The sequence below is a fragment of the Exiguobacterium sp. UBA1053 genome, assembly GCF_002316465.1.
Lineage (GTDB): Bacteria > Bacillota > Bacilli > Exiguobacteriales > Exiguobacteriaceae > Exiguobacterium_A > Exiguobacterium_A abrahamii.
In genome coordinates this window covers 401576-422645 of record NZ_DCDO01000003.1, presented here as the reverse complement: position 1 = coordinate 422645, position 21070 = coordinate 401576, and the positions used below count along the sequence as shown (strand labels likewise).

General features: G+C 45.3%; 19 protein-coding genes and 2 tRNA genes. 14 read left to right on the top strand and 7 right to left on the bottom strand.

Translation table 11 applies throughout. The features are described 5' to 3' along the window. Positions 1-18 precede the first annotated feature (18 nt). From B3G15_RS03165 to B3G15_RS03150, 4 genes are all read left to right on the top strand, one after another. The gene (locus tag B3G15_RS03165) at positions 19-636 is read left to right on the top strand and encodes a hypothetical protein (RefSeq protein WP_064300312.1); all 618 of its coding nucleotides are present in this window, start codon (positions 19-21) and stop codon (positions 634-636) included. Positions 637-806: 170 nt separating this feature from the next. Beyond that, complete coding sequence (locus tag B3G15_RS03160) at positions 807-1043, top strand: FeoA family protein (RefSeq protein ID WP_290715567.1); 237 nt, start codon at positions 807-809, stop codon at positions 1041-1043. Then, positions 1040-3019, top strand: coding sequence for a ferrous iron transport protein B (gene feoB, locus B3G15_RS03155; RefSeq protein WP_290715564.1), 1980 nt, complete (start codon positions 1040-1042; stop codon positions 3017-3019). Before B3G15_RS03160 ends, feoB begins: the two co-directional genes overlap by 4 nt. Before the next feature lie 12 nt (positions 3020-3031). After that, the gene (locus B3G15_RS03150) at positions 3032-3214 is read left to right on the top strand and encodes a FeoB-associated Cys-rich membrane protein (RefSeq protein ID WP_087679837.1); all 183 of its coding nucleotides are present in this window, start codon (positions 3032-3034) and stop codon (positions 3212-3214) included. Positions 3215-3269: 55 nt separating this feature from the next. Here the strand turns inward: B3G15_RS03150 and B3G15_RS03145 are convergent, their stop codons facing one another. From B3G15_RS03145 to B3G15_RS03135, 3 genes are all read right to left on the bottom strand, one after another. After that, positions 3270-3440, bottom strand: a complete 171-nt coding sequence (locus B3G15_RS03145; RefSeq protein WP_023467523.1) for a XapX domain-containing protein — start codon at positions 3438-3440, stop codon at positions 3270-3272. Positions 3441-3505: 65 nt separating this feature from the next. Further along, positions 3506-5659 (bottom strand): RNA degradosome polyphosphate kinase, encoded by a 2154-nt coding sequence (locus B3G15_RS03140; RefSeq protein WP_064300311.1) that lies wholly within the window; start codon positions 5657-5659, stop codon positions 3506-3508. Beyond that, positions 5656-7194: a Ppx/GppA phosphatase family protein gene (locus B3G15_RS03135; protein WP_023467525.1), complete on the bottom strand. Its 1539-nt coding sequence runs from the start codon at positions 7192-7194 to the stop codon at positions 5656-5658. Before B3G15_RS03135 ends, B3G15_RS03140 begins: the two co-directional genes overlap by 4 nt. Positions 7195-7409: 215 nt before the next feature. Here B3G15_RS03135 and B3G15_RS03130 point away from each other — a divergent pair, with 215 nt between their 5' ends. The 5 genes from B3G15_RS03130 to B3G15_RS03110 all read left to right on the top strand — a co-directional run bounded on the left by B3G15_RS03130 (position 7410) and on the right by B3G15_RS03110 (position 12953). Further along, complete coding sequence (locus tag B3G15_RS03130; RefSeq protein ID WP_023467526.1) at positions 7410-8177, top strand: metal ABC transporter ATP-binding protein; 768 nt, start codon at positions 7410-7412, stop codon at positions 8175-8177. Next, positions 8174-9043, top strand: a complete 870-nt coding sequence (locus B3G15_RS03125) for a metal ABC transporter permease (RefSeq protein ID WP_023467527.1) — start codon at positions 8174-8176, stop codon at positions 9041-9043. The genes B3G15_RS03130 and B3G15_RS03125 overlap by 4 nt, the downstream gene beginning before the upstream one ends. Then, entirely contained in the window at positions 9015-9446 is a 432-nt protein-coding gene (locus B3G15_RS03120) for a Fur family transcriptional regulator (RefSeq protein WP_023467528.1), read from the top strand. The genes B3G15_RS03125 and B3G15_RS03120 overlap by 29 nt, the downstream gene beginning before the upstream one ends. Positions 9447-9540: 94 nt before the next feature. Further along, on the top strand, positions 9541-10971 hold the full coding sequence (locus tag B3G15_RS03115; protein WP_290715552.1) for an NAD(P)H-hydrate dehydratase: 1431 nt from the start codon (positions 9541-9543) through the stop codon (positions 10969-10971). 104 nt (positions 10972-11075) lie between these two features. After that, a complete protein-coding gene (locus B3G15_RS03110) occupies positions 11076-12953 on the top strand; it encodes an EAL domain-containing protein (protein WP_290715549.1) in 1878 nt (625 codons plus the stop codon). A 55-nt stretch (positions 12954-13008) separates the two neighbouring features. Here B3G15_RS03110 and B3G15_RS03105 read toward each other — a convergent pair whose 3' ends face one another. From B3G15_RS03105 to B3G15_RS03090, 4 genes are all read right to left on the bottom strand, one after another. Then, entirely contained in the window at positions 13009-14088 is a 1080-nt protein-coding gene (locus B3G15_RS03105; RefSeq protein WP_230088826.1) for a GGDEF domain-containing protein, read from the bottom strand. Between the two features lie 100 nt (positions 14089-14188). Then, positions 14189-14758 (bottom strand): 5' nucleotidase, NT5C type, encoded by a 570-nt coding sequence (locus tag B3G15_RS03100; RefSeq protein WP_231884699.1) that lies wholly within the window; start codon positions 14756-14758, stop codon positions 14189-14191. Positions 14759-14857: 99 nt separating this feature from the next. Continuing rightward, positions 14858-15967 (bottom strand): flavodoxin-dependent (E)-4-hydroxy-3-methylbut-2-enyl-diphosphate synthase, encoded by a 1110-nt coding sequence (gene ispG / locus B3G15_RS03095; protein WP_023467533.1) that lies wholly within the window; start codon positions 15965-15967, stop codon positions 14858-14860. Between the two features lie 167 nt (positions 15968-16134). Further along, positions 16135-16620 (bottom strand): hypothetical protein, encoded by a 486-nt coding sequence (locus B3G15_RS03090; RefSeq protein ID WP_215148143.1) that lies wholly within the window; start codon positions 16618-16620, stop codon positions 16135-16137. A 207-nt stretch (positions 16621-16827) separates the two neighbouring features. Here B3G15_RS03090 and B3G15_RS03085 point away from each other — a divergent pair, with 207 nt between their 5' ends. The 5 genes from B3G15_RS03085 to B3G15_RS03065 all read left to right on the top strand — a co-directional run bounded on the left by B3G15_RS03085 (position 16828) and on the right by B3G15_RS03065 (position 21037). Then, entirely contained in the window at positions 16828-18471 is a 1644-nt protein-coding gene (locus B3G15_RS03085) for a Na/Pi cotransporter family protein (RefSeq protein WP_064300303.1), read from the top strand. Between the two features lie 128 nt (positions 18472-18599). Further along, positions 18600-18673: transfer RNA gene (locus tag B3G15_RS03080), tRNA-Met, on the top strand. 11 nt (positions 18674-18684) lie between these two features. Next, positions 18685-18758: transfer RNA gene (locus B3G15_RS03075), tRNA-Ile, on the top strand. A 116-nt stretch (positions 18759-18874) separates the two neighbouring features. Further along, the gene (locus tag B3G15_RS03070) at positions 18875-20335 is read left to right on the top strand and encodes an alpha-amylase (RefSeq protein ID WP_023467536.1); all 1461 of its coding nucleotides are present in this window, start codon (positions 18875-18877) and stop codon (positions 20333-20335) included. A 93-nt stretch (positions 20336-20428) separates the two neighbouring features. Next, on the top strand, positions 20429-21037 hold the full coding sequence (locus tag B3G15_RS03065) for a superoxide dismutase (protein WP_064300301.1): 609 nt from the start codon (positions 20429-20431) through the stop codon (positions 21035-21037). Positions 21038-21070: the final 33 nt, after the last annotated feature.

The window sequence follows — 21070 nt, the reverse complement described above, 5'->3', positions numbered from 1 at the left end:
CATAAAGGGGTGTCTGTGATGTGTCATATACTCGTCGTTGATGATACTAGTTTTGCGATACGAAAAGCTGTTGTCCACTACTATGAAACAAAGGAACCGTTTTATTTGCCGGCAGAACTGGTAGAGGGAGAAGAGGTGTTTCTTGCGACGACTGACGGTATCATGGCGTATGCTGAAGCCTTGTTCACCGAGTATACGACACGTCCAGAAGATCCATTTTGGTTGACGAATGCTGACGACTCGGAAGGGTCATATGTGTGCCTTGATCTCATCAGTGTGGATTTACGTCATCCCTTACTTGGACGACCACTCGATCAACTTGGTCTTAAAACTGGACCGGTCGAAGGCGTGTTTCGCACGCGTCTGCTTGATTCATGGCAGTATGGGTATTTCGAAACGGATGTACTGACACTCGAACAATCTAAACAACGTCGAATCGAGCGCTTCAAGGAGCGAAATCATCTGGAACAAGTCGCGCGTCAATGTATGCATTGTGAGGAGTCTAGGCAGTCGTTACTGGAATGGCATTTGACACCAGAAGGATATCAGACGGTTTGCCCGACCTGTCACCGATGGTTACATCAACAGATGCTGCATGCGGTGGATACGGCAGCAGCAACGGAAGAAAGTGAATAAAAGCTCTGCTTTTTCCTGATCTCGGTCAGGAAAGCAGAGCTTTTATTATTGAGGCAAACATATCCAGTTGATTCATTTATTGAATTCCTATGTAACTAAGGAATCGATGGTGTTATAATCAGGAATGATAATTGTTATCAATGAATGTAAAGATAAATGGGGGAGCAGCTATGATGGATTTAGCTACGGTTCCAATGAACCAGCCTGTCGTGATGACGAACATGAATCATATCGATGATCGATTACGTCGGCGATTACTCGCGCTTGGTTTTTATGAAGGATGTCCGATCATCGTGCGACGAAAAGCGATATTTCAAGGTCCTATGACGATTGAGCAACAGGATCATCACCAAATGGTTGCTATCCGTCGCAGTGATGCAAAACGAATCGAGGTGTATGTCCCATGACGACGCAACGCATTGCCTTGCTCGGAAATCCGAATACCGGAAAAACGTCTTTATTCAATCGATTGACGAATTCCTATGCTCACGTCGGGAACTGGTCAGGGGTCACGGTGGACAAAAAAATCGGACAGTTGCGTGGAAATCGTGGGCAATTGATTGATTTACCTGGCGTATATGACTTAGATCCATTGTCTGCAGATGAAGCAGTCGTTGCTCGATTTTTAATGGAGGAGTCGTTTGACTCGATGATCAACATCATCGATGCGTCCCAGCTTGAGCGAAATCTACAATTAACTGCTCAGTTACTGGAAATCGGAAAACCTCTTCAAATTGGGCTGAACATGATGGATGTAGCCGATCATCGTGGGATGAAAGTCGATCCAATACGTTTAGCAAACGTCTTACACGTTGACGTTTTCCCGATCGTTGCCCGCACGGGTGACGGGTGTGATGTATTATTATCTTCCTTACAACAAAAACCACAGCCTGTCCTTCGAATCGATTATGGTTCAGAGACCGAACAGGCGATTGAGGATATCCTCGAAATCGTCGATATGCCGGAAATGGAACGGTGGATGGCTGTTCAATATTTAGCGGGGAATCGTGTTTTTGTTGACGTGTTAGAGCAACGGACACCACAGATCGCAACGATTCGTAAACAGCTAGAACAACAGCTAGGACGATTCGTTCATGCGCATATCACGGAATGTCGCCGGCACTGGGCAGTGGCGACGAGGGCTGCTGTCGTAACGGAAGAACAGACGATAAGAACGAACTGGACAGAACGGATTGATGCCATCGTCACACATCCGATTTTAGGATTACCGATCTTCTTTGCGATTCTTTATCTTTTGTTCCATGTGACGTTCAACTGGATTGGATCGCCGATGTCAGATTTGCTGGATGGATTCATCGCTGGACCACTCTCAAAAGGGCTCGTCAGTCTGTTAAGTACGCTTGGTGCATCACCGTTCATTCAAGATTTACTTGTTGAAGGTGTCGTGGCTGGGGTTGGGGGTGTCCTGGTATTCGTCCCGCAAATCTTCGTCCTCTTCTTCTTCATCTCATTTTTGGAAGATTCGGGTTACATGGCACGTGTCGCGATCGTCATGGATCGATTCATGCAGATGGTTGGCTTAAACGGGAAAAGCTTCATTCCGATGATCATTGGCTTCGGTTGTAATGTACCAGGGATCATGGCTGCTCGTTCTGTAGAAGAAGAGCGAGAGCGCTTAGTGACAATCTTTATCTCGCCATTCATGTCTTGTTCTGCTCGTTTACCGATTTACGCTGTTTTTGCGGGAAGCTTCTTTGCGACGAATCAGGCACTCGTCGTTTTATCGCTCTATATCCTTGGAATCGTACTGGCGCTCATTGCAGCAAAAGTCTTTTCGAAAGTGTTAGCTGCAGAAGATGCGACGAGCTTATTTTTGGTCGAACAACCACCATACCGGATTCCACAAGGGTTAACGCTATGGCGGAGCACATGGCAAAAAGGAAAAGGATTTGTTCGAAAAGCGGGAACGTTCATCTTTGGGGGATCAGTCGTTATTTGGTTGCTCGCCTATACAGGACCCGGTGGACTGGACGTCAATATGAATGATAGTTTTCTTGCGATGATCGGTGGCATCATTGCCACGGTGCTCGTACCGCTTGGATTCGGAACATGGCAGGCGGGTGCCGCCCTTATTACCGGATTTCTTGCGAAGGAAGTGGTTGTCTCAACGATGGCAATCATTTATGCTGTCAATGAATCGGAACTGGGACGTCATATTGCGCAACAGTTCACACCGCTCAGCGCGTATAGTTTCATGGTCTTCGTCTTACTTTACGTCCCGTGCTTAGCAACGGTCGCTGTCATTCGTCGTGAAGTTGGAAGTGCGAAGTGGACGTGGATTGCTAGTTTATATGGCTTATTCGTTGCTTACGGGGTGGCGTTCATCATTTATCAAACAGGACAATGGTTAGGGTTCGCTTAAGGGGGAGAACAAATGCATTTCATCGATATACTTATCGGACTCATCGTCTTTGGTTATGCAGGGTTTTCACTTGTTCGCTTTACGAAAAAGGCGAAAAAAGGGAAATGTGCGACATGCGAAGTAGAACCGACGTGTGAGACGGCATGTGATGAGGTCAACTGGGATCGTGTGATCGCAGAAGCCTTAAAAAAATAATTAAAAAACCGTTCTCTTTCTGCACGAGGCAGTCAGAGAACGGTTTTTGTTTGGATTAGAAAAAGCGTTCTACTAAAAATAGATAGATTTTCATCCCAAGGAAGACACCGAAGATTCCGACGACGGCTGGAAAAACGGGTGGGGCAGGAATCGGCAGTTTCAGTGCGGTAAACACGACGCCGCAGATGACGCCGGCGAGAAGGGATAATAAGATTTGCTGAAGCATACATTTCGTCCTTTCTGCTGTAAATCAGCATGTGAAGTAGAGTACGTGGTAAAACATGACCAGAATCATGTAGCATTTTGATCAAGAATGACTTTGTCCTCCTTCTTTTCGATCGTGATCCACTTTTGTGTTAATGGTGTTGTAAAACTAGGTTTTTGTTTGAGTTTGCCGCTCGTATAGTCTTGAATCAGCAGCTGAGATTCACAGCTCTGTTTTCCTTCCTTCACGTAATGATAGGATCCATCGGCTGCCTGCTCACGCGACTTTACATTATCAGCCAGGGCGAGGGCGAGGCAATCCTTTAAATACTCCTTATGTTCTTCGTCCATGATCGGGAACAAGATTTCAATTCGTTTTCGCATGTTGCGTGTCATCCAGTCTGCGCTTGATCCATACATCAAATCCTGACCGTTGTGATGGAAGTAGAAGATGCGTGAATGCTCCAAGTAACGATCGACGATCGAGATGACGCGAATGTTCTCCGAAACATCTGGAATACCAGGACGCAGACAACAGACGCCCCGAACGATGAGTTCGACTTGGACACCAGCGCGCGATGCCTTGTAAAGCCGTAAAATGATGTCTTTTTCCGTTAGACTATTCATCTTGGCGACGATTCGACCGTTTCCGTGTTTTTTATGATGATGAATCTCTTCATCAATCAATGACAGGAACTTCTCAAGCATCGCGTTCGGTGAAGTTTGGATGACGTTCCATTCCGGCTGTTCCCCGTATCCGGATAACCAATTGAAGAAGTTCGTCGCATCTTCGGCGATCTCTTCCCGAGCGGTTAATAATCCGACGTCCGTGTATAGTTTCGCCGTCGAATCATTATAGTTGCCGGTACCAAGATGGACGAAACGCTGAATCTTGCCTTCATGGAGTCGAACGACGAGCGTGATCTTTGAGTGGGTCTTTAAATCACTATATCCGTAAATGACATGAGCGCCGGCTTTCTCCAGTTGCTTTGCCCACTCGATGTTCTTCGCCTCGTCGAATCGAGCCTTCAGTTCAACGAGGACGGTGACCTGTTTCCCGTTCTCCGCTGCCGTTTTTAAGGCCTTGATGATCGGTGAGTCACCAGATACGCGATAAAGCGTTTGTTTGATGGCAAGGACGTTCGGATCATTCGCCGCTTGGACGATGAACCGGACGATAGGATCAAACGTATGATACGGATGATGCAAGAGGTAATCGCGTTCCAGTAATTGATTAAACAGATTTTTTGAACTATCGAGTGCCGGTGGGTCGACCGGCATGATCGTCTGATAGATCAAATGATCATATTCAATACCGATTTGACTGTAGAAGGCAAAGGAGAACGTTAAATCAATCGGACCGTCCACGGCAAAGATGTCGCGTTCCTGCAAATCAAGCACATCGCGTAACATGTTGAGCAGTTCGGTATTGATGGCAGCTTTTTGGACTTCGAGTCGAATTGCGACTCCCCAACGCCGTTTTTTTAATTCTTTCTCAATCAGCTTTAATAAGTCATGCGTACCTTCCTCATGAAACGGAAGGTCGGCATTACGCGTAATCCGAAACGGCATGGCAGACAACACACGATAGCCTTTGAATAGACTATCGATGAAGGCGATGATGACGTCTTCGAGTAAGATGACAGCCGTCGTCTCGTCATCTTCTACTGGTAAATCGACGAATCTCGGTAAAACAGCAGGTACTTGTACGAGCGCCAAATTTCGTTTCGTCCCGTCTTCTGCCTCGAGTACCGTTGCGATGTTAAGTGATTTTGACGAGAGCATCGGGAACGGACGATAGGCATCGACGGCAACGGGCGTGAGTACCGGAAAGACTTGTTCACGGAAAAAGGATTTTACATAGGTCGTTTGTTCCGAAGTCAGGGCGTCATATTTCAAGAATGTAATGCCTTCATCGGATAACGTCTGATTGATTGCTTGAAATGCTTCGTATTGCCGATCGACTAACTCTTTTGTTTTCGCTGCGATCGCACGTAACTGTTGTTTGGGTGTCATCTGTTGTTTATTTTCTGGTTTATTGAATCCGGCGAGTACTTCATCCTTTAAACCACCGACCCGTACCATATAGAATTCGTCTAGATTGGAACTAAAGATACCGAGAAACTTAAAACGTTCCATTAACGGATTGCGTGTGTCAAACGCTTCATCCAGTACACGTTTATTGAACTGGAGCCAGCTGAGTTCACGATTATTGAAATGTTCCGGTATGTCGAGCTTCATGAAGGAAGATCTCCTTTCGTTTCGAAGGTAATCGTACAATCAATGATTCGTTCCAGGTGTTTCTTTTGTTTTTCCGCCTTTTCGACTTCGAATCCATAATCATGATCGCCTGTATCGAGGACAAACTGGAGTTGATCCTTTTGAAGGAATAGCTCCAAGTGATCGACGGCTTTTCGCTCCGTCACGTCGAGCGCATGACTTAATTTGAGGAGAGATCCAAGTAGGTCGAAGCGATCCAGCGATTTTTCCGTAAACCAGTCCTTAAAAGGTTTTGCAAGCTGGTTCATCCGCTTGGCAGAAGAATAGGAACTGACGAGCGAGAGAGCAACGCGATCCTTGTGCGTCATGCCATTCAATTCGGTATTCGTCAACAGGTAGAACGTCTGGTCCGATCGTGTATCTGGATTAATGTATTGTCCACAATAAAATAAGCGACTTGCTGAATCGAGCAGTCGTAGATCAGACGCGCGTTCTGAAATCAAGTCGAGCGTGACGAGCTGTCGGTACATCGATTTGGCGAGTGTTCCAATATATGACGCACGATCTCGATTGACCTTATAGTCGCTCTCGAGCTGATAGAGACTTTGCTCACGTACGTTTTCAATCCGACGGTATGCTTCGTCTTGCACATCGAACTCGTAAACAAGACCTTCGCGAAGACCGAGATTACTCATGACGAATTCTTCCGCTTCGATGTGATGGGCTAACTCTTGAATCGCAATCAATGCCGGCAGAAAGATATCAATTCGATCTTTTGATAGTCCTTCGATTTTCGATAGTTGTTTCGCCGACTTTCCTTCGAGATCGTCGACCATCTTCGCAAGTTCTTTCGCTTTGATTTGATATTGATGAACACTTCGAAGGGGATAGTCCTGATTCGACTGATGGATCCGAACGAAATTTCGGGCAGAACCACCGACACCGATTAAAGGAAGCTTTTTGTCACTCAGCCATGGAATCGATTCGAATTGTTCCCGTAGGAATTTCACCAATTTTTTCTTATCGCTGGTATTTAGTGTCTCGTCCGAAACGAATTGCCGTGTCAAAGTGACGGCACCAAATGGAAAGCTGTGATACGCCACCATTTCGCGATTTTCAATCAAGGTGACTTCCATGGAACCACCACCGATATCGACAGAAAAGCCATCAGTCAGGAAGGTCGAATTGATGATGGCAAAATAGCCATAGTATGCTTCTTGTTCATCTGTCAGAACCTGAATGGAAAAAGGCGTGTTTTCTGTAACGGATTCAACGATGGCATCTCGGTTCGTTGCATTACGGATGGCTGCTGTCGCGACACAGATCGTTTCTTCGACTTCATGGGTGACACCAACTTCATAAAAACGATGTAATGTTTCTTCGAGTAAGGCGATGCCTTCATCATCGAGTGCTCCATCCTCGTTGATGTGAGCAGATAACCGGGCGACGACTTTAATATTAATCTTCTCGATATAGCGACCAGAAGCGATCGGATGGAAGATGACATAACGAATCGAGTTGGAACCGATATCGATGACTGCAAGTTCTTGTTTCAAATGACTCCGACTCCTCTCTGCGATGCGTGCACTAAAAGAATTCCCTCTCTGAACAAGCCGGAAACAGCTAGCTTCTTTCTTTATTGTACCTTGAATGTTTTCTAAGGAGGATAGGAAGTTGCTAGAGTTGCACCAATAATTGGCGAGCGCTATAATAAGACAGTTGATTAAGGCGTAATTATTCCGTTTTACGAGAACGGAAGGAGTGAAAATACATGGAAACACCAATCATCGAGATTGATCAAGTCAGCTATGATTACCCGGATCGTCGGGTGTTGAATCAAGTCTCGTTTCAGGTCGAGCAAGGGCAATTTTTAGCCATCGTCGGTGAAAATGGATCCGGAAAATCGACGCTGATCAAATGTATATTAGGGTTATTGCAACCGAAAGGAACGATTCGTTTATTTGGACAATCCCAATCACAATTCAATGAATGGTGGCGGATCAGCTATGTTTCGCAAAAAGCGGCAGCGTTCAACTCCGGTTTTCCGGTGACTGTCGCAGAAGTCGTTGAGATGGGACTGTACGCTAAAAAAGGACTCTTTCGTCGCTTGTCTCGCGACGATCGAGACAAAGTACGAACGGCCCTCGAAACGGTCGGCATGTGGGAGCGACGCGATTCAAAAGTCGGCGACCTATCCGGTGGTCAACAACAACGTGTTTTCATCGCACGTGCGCTCGTCAACGATCCTGATTTAATGATCTTGGATGAACCAACCGTTGGTGTCGATCAGCGATACGTGAAAGAATTTTATGAGATCTTAGAAGAACTTCGTCGAGATAAGCGCCGGACATTCGTTCTTGTCACACATGATATTCATTTCGTCAGTAAACTTGTCACGGATGTGATTCATCTGGTCGATGGACGTTTAGGATGTAACTGTGGCATCAAGGAATACTGGGAACTAGATGAACAGACGATCCGCTCCCTCTATCCGGTTCCGGGACGTGTCCTCGTTCATGAAGGGAAGAGTGTCCAATGATTGAAGCGTTCATGACGTTAAAGTTTTTACAGTACGCTTTGGTGGCTGCCATTCTGATCGGATTCACGGCACCATTGATCGGTTCGTTCGTCGTCGTCCGGCGGATGAGCCTGATCGCAGATGCACTATCACACGTCACGCTAGCTGGGATTGCGCTCAGTCTCTTGATTTCTGGAATGGTCGCACAATTAGCGGACTTGAATCCACTGTATTTAGGAATCGTGACGTCGGTCATCGCGGCACTTACGATCGATTGGTTGCGTGCGAAGTACAAGCACTTCCAAGAACTCGCAATCCCGATCATCATGGCGACGGGAATGGGGCTTGGGGCAACATTCATCAGTCTCGCGAACGGCTTTTCAATGGATCTCGTCTCCTTCTTGTTTGGAACGGTCTCGGCTGTCGCCTTGACGGATGTGTACACGATTCTTATCGTGACGATCGTCGTCGTCATCTTCGTCTTTGCTTTTTACAAGGAATTGTTGTTCCTCTCCTTTGACGAGGAGCAGGCGCGCGTTTCCGGGATTCGCCTTCGCTTAGTGCATATTCTCTTTATGATCGTCGTTGCGCTTGTCATTGCGATCAGTATGCGAATCGTTGGGATTTTGCTTGTCTCAAGCTTAATCACGTTACCGGTTGCGGCAGCACTTCGAATTGCGAAGAGTTTTAAGATGACAATCTTTTTAGCAATCATCTTCGGCGAAATCGCTACAGTACTTGGACTCATCCTGGCTTATCAGTTCGATTTGGCACCCGGCGGAATGATCGTCTTGATTGCGGTACTTGAGCTGATCATCGTGATGCTGTTGGAACGTTTTTGGATAGGAGGGAAAACACATGAAGACGAACATCGAACAAGCGCGTGAACGCATGAAGGCTTCTGGGTTTAAAATGACACCGAAGCGTCTCGATTTGCTATCGTATCTGTTTGAAGTGAATCGTTATGTCAGTGCGCGGGAAGTAGCAGAAGCTCTTCGAACGTCTCATCCTTCGTTAAGTTATGATACAATCTATCGAAACTTGAATGACTTTTCGGAAATCGACTTATTAGAAGTGACGGAATTAGACGGTGAGATGAAATACCGAGCAGCTTGTGCTTCAGGACACCATCATCATCATTTGATATGCCGAATCTGCGGCAAGACGGAAACATTGAATGTCTGTCCGATGGAATGGGTTTCTCCGGTCCAAGAGACTGGCTTTGAAGTCGAGGATCATAAGTTCGAAATTTATGGACGCTGTGCGAATTGTCAACGCATGACATCTTAAATGAAAGAGGATGCCCGGTCGGGCGTCCTCTTTTTGCGTTTTAAAAGACTAGTCCTGTTCAAAACGGGAATAGTCGAACAGAGGTGATGAGAAGATGATTTATGATACACAAGAAGCGCGACAAATCGATGAGTGGGCACGGACATCCGGACTGCCACTTGAAGTGCTGATGGAACGAGCTGGAAGTCACATCGCAACACGTATCAAGGAGCGTCATAGAAAGACGGAGCGAATCTTGATTTTATGTGGGACAGGCAATAACGGTGGGGATGGGTATGTCATTGGACGCGAATTGATACGCGACGGATTTGATGTCACACTACATGCACCATTTGGAGAAAATCGTTCGGATACATCCATCGTTCATGTTCATTATGCAGAAGCGTTTGGACTCGTGACCGAACAACCGTGTGGTCAATATGATGTCATTCTAGATGCCTTATATGGAACGGGATTTGATCCAAAGCGGATGAATCAGGTGTTCGAAGCGCAATGTGAATTCGTATCGGAACAAAAGCGACAAGGGGCACGTATCTATGCAGTGGATGTACCGAGCGGAGTACCGACGGATCATGCAACGGAATTTAAGGAGACAGCGATTCGCGCAGACGTGACATTCCAATTACATGCAATGAAACGATCTGCCTTTTTAATACGAACAGCACCGTTTTATGGCGAATTAGAAACGATTGATATCGGATTACCGACATTCGGTGAATGGCGCGTATCACCTAAGGGTGTGACCGCCTTGTTCAAGCGGGAACCATACGGTCATAAAGGAACGTACGGGACGGCGCTATTGATTGGTGGAAGTGAGACGATGCCGGGTTCCATCCAACTCGCGACACGGGCAGCCTTACGAACAGGAGTCGGTAAACTACAAGTGGCAACGACGGCACTTGCGAAACATGGAATCATCGCCCAAGCGCCGGAAGCGATGGTCATTGATCAGACGTTACTAGCAATTCAGGAGATGATTCCCTCCGTCTCAGCAGTTGGAATCGGTCCCGGATTATCGCAAAAGGCAGTCGAAACATGGGTGGACTATCTGCTTGAGAGTGATTTGCCGGTTGTACTAGATGCTGCAGCTCTAGTAAAAGAAAGTTATCCCGAACGAACCGCGCCAATCATCGTCACACCGCATATCGGTGAATTCGCCCGAATGACGAATCAGAGTGTCGAAAGTATTCAAGATGATCTTTTTGGTCAGGCAACCGACTATGCCATCTTGCATCAAGTAACTGTCGTTTTGAAGTCTCATGTCATCTTAATCGCGAAACCGGATGGAGGCGGATTCGTCGTCTCTGGTGCATCAAGTGGTCTCGCCAAAGGAGGAAGTGGGGATACGCTGTTTGGTATATTAACCAGCCTTCTTGCACAACATCCAACAGGAGATATCGAAAGAACACTGGCGTTAGGAGCGGAGTGGTATGCACGTGCTTCTCGACAAGTCGAACGACACATGCATCCGAGCAGCTTGCTAGCAACGGATGTCATCGAGGAGTTAGGAAGAGTCAAGCTATAAAAACATCAATTTGAAAGAAAAGTCTTCCACGATACGTATGAGGGAAGACTTTTCTTTTTAGGAAAGAATTGACACATTCCATTTGACAGGAGTATCATCAAGCGATGTCGAAACCTTTATACGGAAAATCAGACGGAAAGGAGGGGGAAAGCATCGAGGATATCGTTCGGAAACAACAATGGTGGATTGGAAATTTTGCCTTATTCATGATGTTCGTTGGTGCTTTGATCATTTATACGACGACAGAAGAGACAATTAAGAATGCGTATTTGAGTCGTTCTGTCATCATTTCATTTTTAATCGTCATGGGTCTATTTATTTTTTATATTAGTCGTCGCAAAATGGAAACCGTTTTGCAAACGCACTTATTGTCTTTGATGTTGCTCGTCGTTCCGATTACATCGATTAGCTTTTTACCTTATGCGGCAGTTACCGTTTGGGCAAGTAGCTTTTTGTTTTTGATGATCGCTTTAATCTCGTATCAACGAATCATGATGTGGTACGCCATCGTGATTGCCATCGCAACTAGTTTGTATGTCATGTGGAATGCCGATACCGTGACGGTAGAAATTGATCCGACGGACCATTATGGACGGATTGGCATGATTGTGATTGGCGTATCGATTGCGCTTGTCATCAATCACTTGCATATTCGCAATTTAAATCGGTTAAATGACCTTGCGATACAATTACACGATACGGCGCGACGTGATGAAGAAACAGGTGTCTTGAATCGCCAAGGATTAAACGAAATTGATTTTCCAAGACCCGAACAACAGCTCATTTTTGTCGGGATTCATTTAGAAAACTACTATGAGCTGGCACGTTATTTTGGAGAAGATATTCAGTTACAAGTACTACGCGCCTGTATCGAGCGACTCAAGAGACAACTACCTCCTTATCAAGCTTTTGCTCGGATTGAAGCAGGGACGTTATTGATCGTCATGGAAAAGCCGGACGAGGTGGCGTGTAAGGAAGCGATGGAAGAATTGAGCCAAGAAATCTCTGTACCATACGAAATCGAGGGGCATCATGTCTATGTCAACATATCCATCGTCATTGATAATGGCGAAGGGGCGACCAACAATCGAAAGCGTCGGGTGCAGCAATTATTGACTGCCTTACAAGAAGCAGCGCAACAAAACGAACGTGTGATGTGTATTGACCAAGAATGGCGTAAGGATCAAGAATTACGAGTCAAAGCAGCACAATCCCTAGCCCAAGCTAACATCGAAACGGATTTTCATCTGGTCTATCAATTACAATACGATGTTCAATCAGAGCAATTCATTGGTCTTGAGGCCTTAGTTCGCTGGAAGACCCCGTTACAAGGAGCTGATCGACCATCCGTATTCATTCCGATTGCTGAAAAAAGTGATTTAATCATTCGTCTAGGAGAATGGATTTTTGAGGAAAGCTGTAAGACGCGCAAAGCATTGGTCGATCTGGTTCCAGACGAGTTTACGTTATCTGTCAACGTATCACCACGCCAGTTGACAAGTGATTCGTTCATGCCGTTCATCGAACGAACGCTACTGAAGTATGCCCTAAAACCGCAACAGATAAAAATTGAAATCACAGAGAGTCAGTCACTTGATTTCGAGAGCCAATCGATTCATCGAGCGCTCAAACGAATCAAAACGCTCGATTTCCCGTTGTCACTCGATGATTTCGGAACCGGTCATGCGTCCTATCATGTTCTCGAGCGTTTGTTACCGTTACGTCAATTAAAGATTCCAAAGCAATTCATCGAACAAATCGGTGAATCGGAGAAACGACAATCCATCCTCGAGTCGATTTTTCAACTGAGCCAGTCGATGCATGTCGAATGTATCGTCGAAGGAGTTGAGACAGGAGAAGAAGTACGCATTGCCAAGGGAATCGGCATTCATCTATTCCAAGGTTATTTCTTTGCTAAGCCGGTATCACTTGAAGAAATCATCTGTCTACTGCAAAAAACGAATGAAGGAACGGTCCGTTGACCAACAAAAGCCACTTCAGTCCGAATCGCTCGGAGGAAAAGTGGCTTTTTAGTATTCATTCTGATCGATACAGGCGATACTGATTTCGTCCTTGTGCTTTTGCTTCGTACAAAGCGCTATCCGCTTGCTTAAATACTGTTTCAGCTGGTTGTTGATGAGCATAAGCAATTCCTGCGGATACCGTAATGGATACGGCATGATCTTGCATGACGAACGGTGTTTGCTGAACGGCTGTTACGATTGTTTCAGCTAGGACGACAGGAGGATGCCGTTCAATGTCTGGAACGATGACGATGAATTCTTCACCACCATATCGACCGACCGTAACGGGTGCCGGACAATACTCGTTCAATAAGATTGAAAAGTGGCGCAAGACAGCGTCTCCGATCGCGTGACCATGTGTATCATTTACATTCTTAAAGTGATCCAAATCAAACAAGATGACTCCCCAAGAATCTGTACTCTTTTCGAGCGTCGTGACTTTTTCTAAAATGACATGGCGATTCGCGAGCCGCGTCAATTGATCGGTCGAAGCAAGGTAGGATTGATAAGAATAAAGAACAAAATGTTGCTGAAGGAGTGAAGACAAACGATAAAACAAAAGAGCTCCACCAATCGTTAAAATGAAATATGGAATATAAATCGTTCCCCAGGCATCCGCTGGGGAGTTACTCATAATCAATCGCGAGAGTACGAGTAGGGAACCGACTGTGACGATGGCAGAAAAGAAGTACCCTTGCCGTTTGATGAATCGACGACAAATAAAAGAAAGTACTAGAAATCCAAGTAGTGTGATGACGGAACTAAACAGAGCGTCTAGTGAATCTCCGCTATCAATCACGAATCGGTAGATCAAGAGCATCAATCCTGTCACGGCAATACTGATATTACCACCGAACAAAGCGGACAAAGCGAGAGGTAATAACCGTAAATCAATCAATGCTCCATTTAAGTCGATTGCATTATGCATAAGTAGAATGCCAGTCAGACCATTGGAAAGTCCGAAATAGAGACGAGTAGATATTTTTGAGTCAGGTTGAATTGGCAAACGATCACGAAGTAGGTAAAAGGTGAACGTAGAAACGAGAAAAATAATACAGATATTAATAAAAAAGATATTCACTGTCGCAAGCATCATGAAGCCCTTTCTATATCAAAGTTTCAATCTATCGTCATTGTACGATATCAAGTCGTGCAATGACATAAAAATGGAAAAAACAGCCTAATCGGCTGTTTTAACGAATCGGTGCAAATTTTTGAATCTCTTGAACGGCCTCATTCCATGAAGCGACACGAATGACATTATTCGGTACGGCTTTACGGTTATAAGGTGCGTCGAACAAGATTACAGGAATCGATGTGTCTTCTGCGATCTGCACAGCATTCTCTAATCGATCTTCCATGAATAAATCGAGTGATAAATCACGAACGACTTGTACTTTGTCGTGTGATCCTGTCATGATCAAGGAATCAAGAGGAAGTTCGTGTTGTTTGATCCACTCTTCTGTTACAGGACGAACGAGCTCCGATCGTGCTGTTACGTAATGGAGGTCATATTGCTTCCGCAAATTCCATAAGTGGTGGCGAACATGTTCTTGAGGGATGGATTCACGATAAATGCCGGTCTCGTGACCGGAGTTCACCATGTAGTCCCAAAATTCGATTTGATTCATATCGGTGTACGTATGCAATTCATACTCGGACGCCTGATTGAAGTCAATCGACGTTCCGAGATATTTATTCATGTAAGTGAAGCAAGAGGATGGATGTGTGATCGTTCCATCAATGTCAATTCCAATTTTCATTTACAGTCACCCACGTTCTAAAAATTTTTCTTCACTTAGTATAACATAGTCGAAATCGAGATACGAAAAAAGACTCCTCGCGAGGGAGGAGTCTTCAACTTATGCATGGTTCGCTTTTTCGGCTTCTTTTTCAGCCTGTTTTTCGAGAACGATCGCATCGATCTCTTTCTTCAATTCTTCGACCATCGTTGCTTCCGGTACTTTACGGATGATTTCTCCGTGACGGAATAACAATCCTTCGTTTCGTGCACCAGCGATACCGATATCAGCTTCACGTGCTTCACCAGGACCGTTGACCGCACATCCGAGAACCGCAACTTTGATGTTCGCTTGGATGTTTTCGATATAGTCTTCGATTTCTGCAGCGATTGACATTAAATCGATTTCGATCCGACCACATGTTGGACATGAGATCAATGTCGCTGCGTTCGCTGCGAGACCAAATGATTTCAAGACTTCTTTTGCGACTTTTACTTCTTCGACAGGGTCCGCTGAAAGAGATACACGAACTGTATTTCCGATTCCGCGTGACAAGATCGCGCCAAGTCCCGCTGCTGATTTTAATGAACCAGAGCGAAGTGGACCAGATTCCGTAATCCCGACGTGAAGTGGATAGTCGAATGATTCAGAAGCGAGCTGATACGCTTCAAGCGCCAACTGTACGTCTGATGCCTTAAGCGAGACGATGATATCATGGAAGTCGAGATCTTCGAGAATCTTAATGTGGTGCAAGGCACTCTCGACCATACCACGAGCAGTTGGGTAGCCATATTTTTCAAGAATATGCTTTTCAAGTGAACCGGCGTTTACCCCGATCCGGATTGGGATGTTTTTCGCTTTTGCTGCTGTAACGACGGCTTCGACCTTTTCGCGGCGACCGATGTTACCCGGGTTGATCCGGATTTTATCGACGCCAGCTTCGATTGCCATAAGCGCAAGTTTATAGTTGAAGTGGATGTCTACGACAAGCGGAATGTTAATTCGGCTTTTGATTTCTGCAAGTGCGAGCGCATCACGTTCTTCTGGACAAGCGACGCGGACGATTTGGCAACCAGCTTCTTCAAGGCGTAGGATTTCAGCGACTGTCGCTTCGACGTCGTGTGTTTTAGTTGTCGTCATACTTTGGATGATGACTTCATTATTTCCACCAATGACAAGGTCCCCTACACGAACGGGACGAGTCTTAGAGCGATGGACCATTTTCGGCATATCGAAAATCTCCTTTTGTGGCATACCGCCATATTGTTTATGTTTACCTTTTCTATCATATCGAACTATTCCCTAAAAATCGAGAAACAAGAACGAAAATTGAACATTTACAATTGTTTAATGAAAGAAGGGCGTCCGTCAATCCGTCGGACGCCTGATTTTAATACTCATTGAGGTTTACGTGAAGAACGCGGCTTCGAGGAACGGGCAATCCATAATGGCACTAATGTGTAGACGAAGTGTCCGATTACGAGTATCCCGATTCCGAAGCGAAGATAATCGAGTTGATATAGAAGCATACCGATTGGGAAAGACCAGAGATTCGTTGCGACCGTGTAAGGAAATGTGTGGCGATACGCCCACGGACGTGGAAGTAACAATCGGACGAACCCCTTCGTTAGATACGCCATAAACAATACGTAAAGTAATACAGCGATTGCGATAAAGATGAAATGAAGGATGAACCAAACGATGATCGGGATGTTTTTTTGTAAAAAGAAGGAATCAATGACCGTCGTCCAAAATGAAATCCAAGCTAATCCACAAAAATAAAGGGAAACATCTGCCAAACGAAGACGCAAAAACGGACGATTTGGAATTAAAGAAGTTTGTAAGTAATTAATCAGTTGACGTAAAAATGACAAGTGAATCACTCTTTCTACTGTTTTATAACAGATTTTAATTGTTTAATTTTGATTGGTGATAAAGGGTTTTTGTGTGATGGTACAGATTAATAAAACCTTAACAAACGGATGTCTCAAAAACTATTTACAAGTTCAACAGACCTTTACATAATGGGGGAGTTGAGAAAATAAACTTTACAAACACATCAATCCACATGAAATAAAGGAGCTGGCAAGATGAACTATGATTTGCAGGAAATGATTTTCACCTTCATCGGTGGACTCGGAATTTTCCTATTCGGTATTAAGTATATGGGAGATGGGCTCCAAAAAACAGCCGGAGACCGATTACGTTATATCCTCGATAAATATACGACAAATCCACTACTAGGTATCCTAGCGGGTATCGTCGTAACCGTCCTGATTCAGTCTTCGTCAGGAACGACCGTCATCGTCGTCGGACTCGTTAGTGCGGGTCTGATGAATTTACGACAAGCGATCGGAGTCGTCATGGGGGCAAACATCGGAACAACGATTACCGCCTTCATCATTGGCTTTAACGTCAAGGAAGCTGCGCTTCCGGCAATTGCGCTCGGAGCCTTCTTGATTTTCTTCTTTAAAAAAGAACGGATTCAATACATCGGACAGATTTTCTTCGGCTTCGGTGCATTGTTCTATGGTTTGACATTGATGGGCGACGGAATGGCTCCACTCGAGTCAAGCGTCTGGTTCCGTGAGTTGACGGTATCGATGTCGGATAACCCATTGCTTGGTGTATTCGTCGGAACGATCTTTACTGTTCTTGTCCAGTCGTCGTCAGCAACGATCGGCATCTTACAAGAGTTGTACGCTGGCGGCATGATCGATATCAAAGCGGCACTTCCGGTCTTGTTCGGTGATAACATCGGAACGACGATCACAGCAGTACTTGCAGCACTTGGTGCGTCGATTGCAGCAAGACGTACAGCAGCAGCACACGTCATTTTCAACATCATCGGAACAGTATTGTTCCTGATTGCATTACCAATTTTCTCAAGCTTCATTACGTGGATCACAGGAACGCTTGATTTAGGTCCGAAAATGCAAATTGCCTTTGCACACGGAACATTCAACGTCGTCAATACGTTGATTCAATGTTGGTTCATCGCACAAATCGCATGGCTTGTACAAAAAATCGTACCGGGTACGGATACGACGATTGATTCGAAACCGCGTCATCTCGATCAGAACATCTTGAACCAATCTTCGGCACTTGCATTAAATCATGCAAAACTCGAAGTATTGCGAATGGGAGAATTCTCGAAAGACGCCCTTGCAAAAGCGCACCGTTACACGCAATCGCATGATAAGAAAGATGTTTCAGAATCAGAGCAGATTGAATATGCAATCAACCACTTGAACACAGAAGTCACGAATTACCTTGTCAAAGTAGCGGCACATGATTTATCAGAACGAGAATCAAATGATCATTCGTTATTGATGCATGCCGTCAATGATTTTGAACGAATCGGTGACCACGTCGAAAACATCGTTGAATTGGTCGATTTCCAAATCGTCAACCGAATTCAGTTCACATCAGCTGCGAAGCAAGAGCTTGATGACATGTACGCCTTAACGCAAGAAATCGTCGATTGTGCTGTTCGCGCTGTCGAAGAGGATGATGTCACACGAGCTCGTAAGGTTCTGGAACTCGAAGGCAAACTTGATGCACTCGAACGATCATTCCGGAAGCATCATGTCCTTCGTGTTAACGCTGGCGAATGTACGGGACAAGCAGGAATGATTTTTGTCGATCTCTTGTCGAACCTCGAACGAATTGGCGATCACGCTGTCAACATCACGGATCTCGTCCTTGAACAGCGGACGGCTTTAACGAACTAAGTGAAATACGATTTTCTTATAACAGCTGATTTCAAAAATATGAAATCAGCTGTTTATTTTTTTGAAATAGCATATTGACAAGTTTCGCCACATCTCGTAATCTAGTAAGAGTAAGAAACATACATCATGGCGGTGTAGCTCAGCTGGCTAGAGCGTACGGTTCATACCCGTGAGGTCGTGGGTTCGACTCCCTCCGCCGCTACTATTACTTAAGGACCCTTAGCTCAGCTGGTTAGAGCTGACGGCTCATAACCGTCCGGTCGCAGGTTCGAGCCCTGCAGGGTCCATTCAGTAGAACGCTTCTCGTTGAAAAACGGGAAGCGTTTATTTTTGTTCCCCCGGGGAATAGTAAAGATATTGTAATAATATTCATACTATAGTAACTAAGGGAGAGCGAAGAGAGATGGAACGTAACCATACGATGATGCAGTTTTTTGAGTGGCATGTAGAGAATGATGGGAAGCACTGGCAACGCTTGAAAGAGCGGGCGCCTGAATTACGTGCTGCCGGCATCACGTCCGTGTGGATTCCACCGGCGTCAAAAGGTCAATCGGATGAAGATACAGGATATGGCATCTATGACGTCTATGATTTAGGCGAATTTGATCAAAAAGGAACGGTCCGTACGAAATACGGTACGAAAGATGAACTCGTCGAAGCGATCCAGGTTGCTCGTGAGAACGATATCGCTGTTTACGCGGATGTCGTCATGAACCATAAAGCAGCAGCCGATGAACTCGAGACGATCAATGTCGTCGAGGTCCATCCAGAAGATCGTTCGAAAGAAATTTCAGAAGAGTTTGAAATCGAAGCTTGGACGAAGTTTACGTTCCCAGGACGTAACGGAAAATATTCAGATTTCATCTGGACACATGAATTTTTCAATGGAACGGATTTTGATGCCCGTGAAGAAAAGACGGGGGTCTTTAAAATTTCCGGTAAAAATAAAGATTGGAATGATCAAGTAGATGATGAATTCGGAAACTATGACTATTTGATGTTCGCGAACATCGATTATAATCACCCGGAAGTCCGCGAAGAAATGATCCGCTGGGGACATTGGTTCCAAGAAACAATTGATTGCCAAGGTTTCCGACTCGATGCCATCAAACATATCAACTATGAATTCGTTCATGAATTCGCAAAATCAATGATTGAAAAAAGTGAAGGTGATTTCTATATGGTCGGCGAGTTCTGGAAATCAGATCTCGATGATTGTCGTCATTTCCTCGATAGCGTCGACTATACGATCGATTTGTTCGATGTTCCGCTTCATTACAAGTTCCATGAAGCTTCGAAGCAGGGACAGGACTTTGATATGACGACGTTGTTTGCGGACACCCTTGTCGAATCACACCCGACGAATGCCGTCACGTTCGTCGACAATCACGATTCTCAACCGGGGGAATCACTTGAGTCGTGGGTGGATGACTGGTTCAAACAACACGCTTACGCGGCGATTTTACTTCGTAAAGACGGTTACCCATGTGTCTTCTACGGTGACTATTATGGAGTGCAAGGACCACATCCGGTAGAAGGAAAAAAAGAAATGATCGATGCTTTACTCTATGCACGGTATCACAAAGCATATGGTGAGCAAGAAGATTATCTCGATGATCCTCATTGTGTCGGTTGGGTTCGCCGTGGAGTTGAGGAAATCGAGAACTCTGGCTGTGCGGTCTTATTGTCGAATGCCGATATGTGTGAAAAACGGATGTTCGTCGGTGAAGAACGTGCAGGTCAAGAATGGTTCGACTATACGAACCATCAAGATCACCCTGTCGTGATCGACGATGAAGGATTTGGTGTCTTCCCGGTTCCAGGTGGTGGTGTCTCAGTTTTTGCTCCGCGAGAAGTCGAGTAAATCCGAGGGTCTTGACTTGCGTCAACACAGGTTCTTTTGCTAGTCTTAAAGGGTATTGAAGTTTTCGAAAATAGCACAAAGGGGGACATGAACATGTCAAAATTTGAATTACCAGAACTCGGCTACGCTTATGATGCGCTTGAGCCACATATCGATGCTCGTACGATGGAGATTCACCACACGAAACACCACAACACGTATGTCACGAACGTGAATGCGGCGCTTGAGGGTACAGAACATGAAGGAAAGTCACTTGAAGAACTTCTTCAAAACTTGGATGCTCTCCCAGCAAACATTCAAACTGCAGTCCGTAACAACGGTGGCGGTCACTGGAACCACTCATTCTTCTGGAAACTGTTGAAGAAGAACGACGGTGCTGCTCCAACAGGCGAACTCGCGACAGCAATCGACGAAGCATTCGGATCATTCGATGCATTCAAAGATGCATTCGCGAAAGCAGCAACAACTCGTTTTGGTTCAGGTTGGGCTTGGTTAATCGTTGACGGTGGAAAATTGGCGGTCGTTTCGACACCAAACCAAGATACACCAGTCATGGAAGGCAAAACGCCAATCCTCGGTCTTGATGTTTGGGAACATGCATACTATCTCAACTATCAAAACCGTCGTCCTGATTACATCAATGCGTTCTTCAACGTCGTTGATTGGGATCACGTAGCGAAGCTTTACGCTGACGCGAAGTAATGTGAAAACGAGCGTATCGTTCAATTGTGAACG

Excerpts from the sequence above, each read along its gene's own strand:
- B3G15_RS03160 (WP_290715567.1), top strand. The coding sequence starts at position 807 with ATGATGGATTTAGCTACGGTTCCAATGAACCAGCCTGTCGTGATGACG.
- B3G15_RS03145 (WP_023467523.1), bottom strand. The coding sequence starts at position 3,440 with ATGCTTCAGCAAATCTTATTATCCCTTCTCGCCGGCGTCATCTGCGGC.
- B3G15_RS03085 (WP_064300303.1), top strand. The coding sequence starts at position 16,828 with ATGAACTATGATTTGCAGGAAATGATTTTCACCTTCATCGGTGGACTC.
- ispG (WP_023467533.1), bottom strand. The coding sequence starts at position 15,967 with ATGCCGAAAATGGTCCATCGCTCTAAGACTCGTCCCGTTCGTGTAGGG.
- B3G15_RS03105 (WP_230088826.1), bottom strand. The coding sequence starts at position 14,088 with ATGCTTGCGACAGTGAATATCTTTTTTATTAATATCTGTATTATTTTT.
- B3G15_RS03140 (WP_064300311.1), bottom strand. The coding sequence starts at position 5,659 with ATGAAGCTCGACATACCGGAACATTTCAATAATCGTGAACTCAGCTGG.
- B3G15_RS03110 (WP_290715549.1), top strand. The coding sequence starts at position 11,076 with ATGTCGAAACCTTTATACGGAAAATCAGACGGAAAGGAGGGGGAAAGC.
- feoB (WP_290715564.1), top strand. The coding sequence starts at position 1,040 with ATGACGACGCAACGCATTGCCTTGCTCGGAAATCCGAATACCGGAAAA.
- B3G15_RS03125 (WP_023467527.1), top strand. The coding sequence starts at position 8,174 with ATGATTGAAGCGTTCATGACGTTAAAGTTTTTACAGTACGCTTTGGTG.
- B3G15_RS03100 (WP_231884699.1), bottom strand. The coding sequence starts at position 14,758 with ATGAAAATTGGAATTGACATTGATGGAACGATCACACATCCATCCTCT.
- B3G15_RS03070 (WP_023467536.1), top strand. The coding sequence starts at position 18,875 with ATGGAACGTAACCATACGATGATGCAGTTTTTTGAGTGGCATGTAGAG.
- B3G15_RS03130 (WP_023467526.1), top strand. The coding sequence starts at position 7,410 with ATGGAAACACCAATCATCGAGATTGATCAAGTCAGCTATGATTACCCG.
- B3G15_RS03065 (WP_064300301.1), top strand. The coding sequence starts at position 20,429 with ATGTCAAAATTTGAATTACCAGAACTCGGCTACGCTTATGATGCGCTT.
- B3G15_RS03150 (WP_087679837.1), top strand. The coding sequence starts at position 3,032 with ATGCATTTCATCGATATACTTATCGGACTCATCGTCTTTGGTTATGCA.
- B3G15_RS03165 (WP_064300312.1), top strand. The coding sequence starts at position 19 with ATGTGTCATATACTCGTCGTTGATGATACTAGTTTTGCGATACGAAAA.
- B3G15_RS03115 (WP_290715552.1), top strand. The coding sequence starts at position 9,541 with ATGATTTATGATACACAAGAAGCGCGACAAATCGATGAGTGGGCACGG.
- B3G15_RS03120 (WP_023467528.1), top strand. The coding sequence starts at position 9,015 with ATGAAGACGAACATCGAACAAGCGCGTGAACGCATGAAGGCTTCTGGG.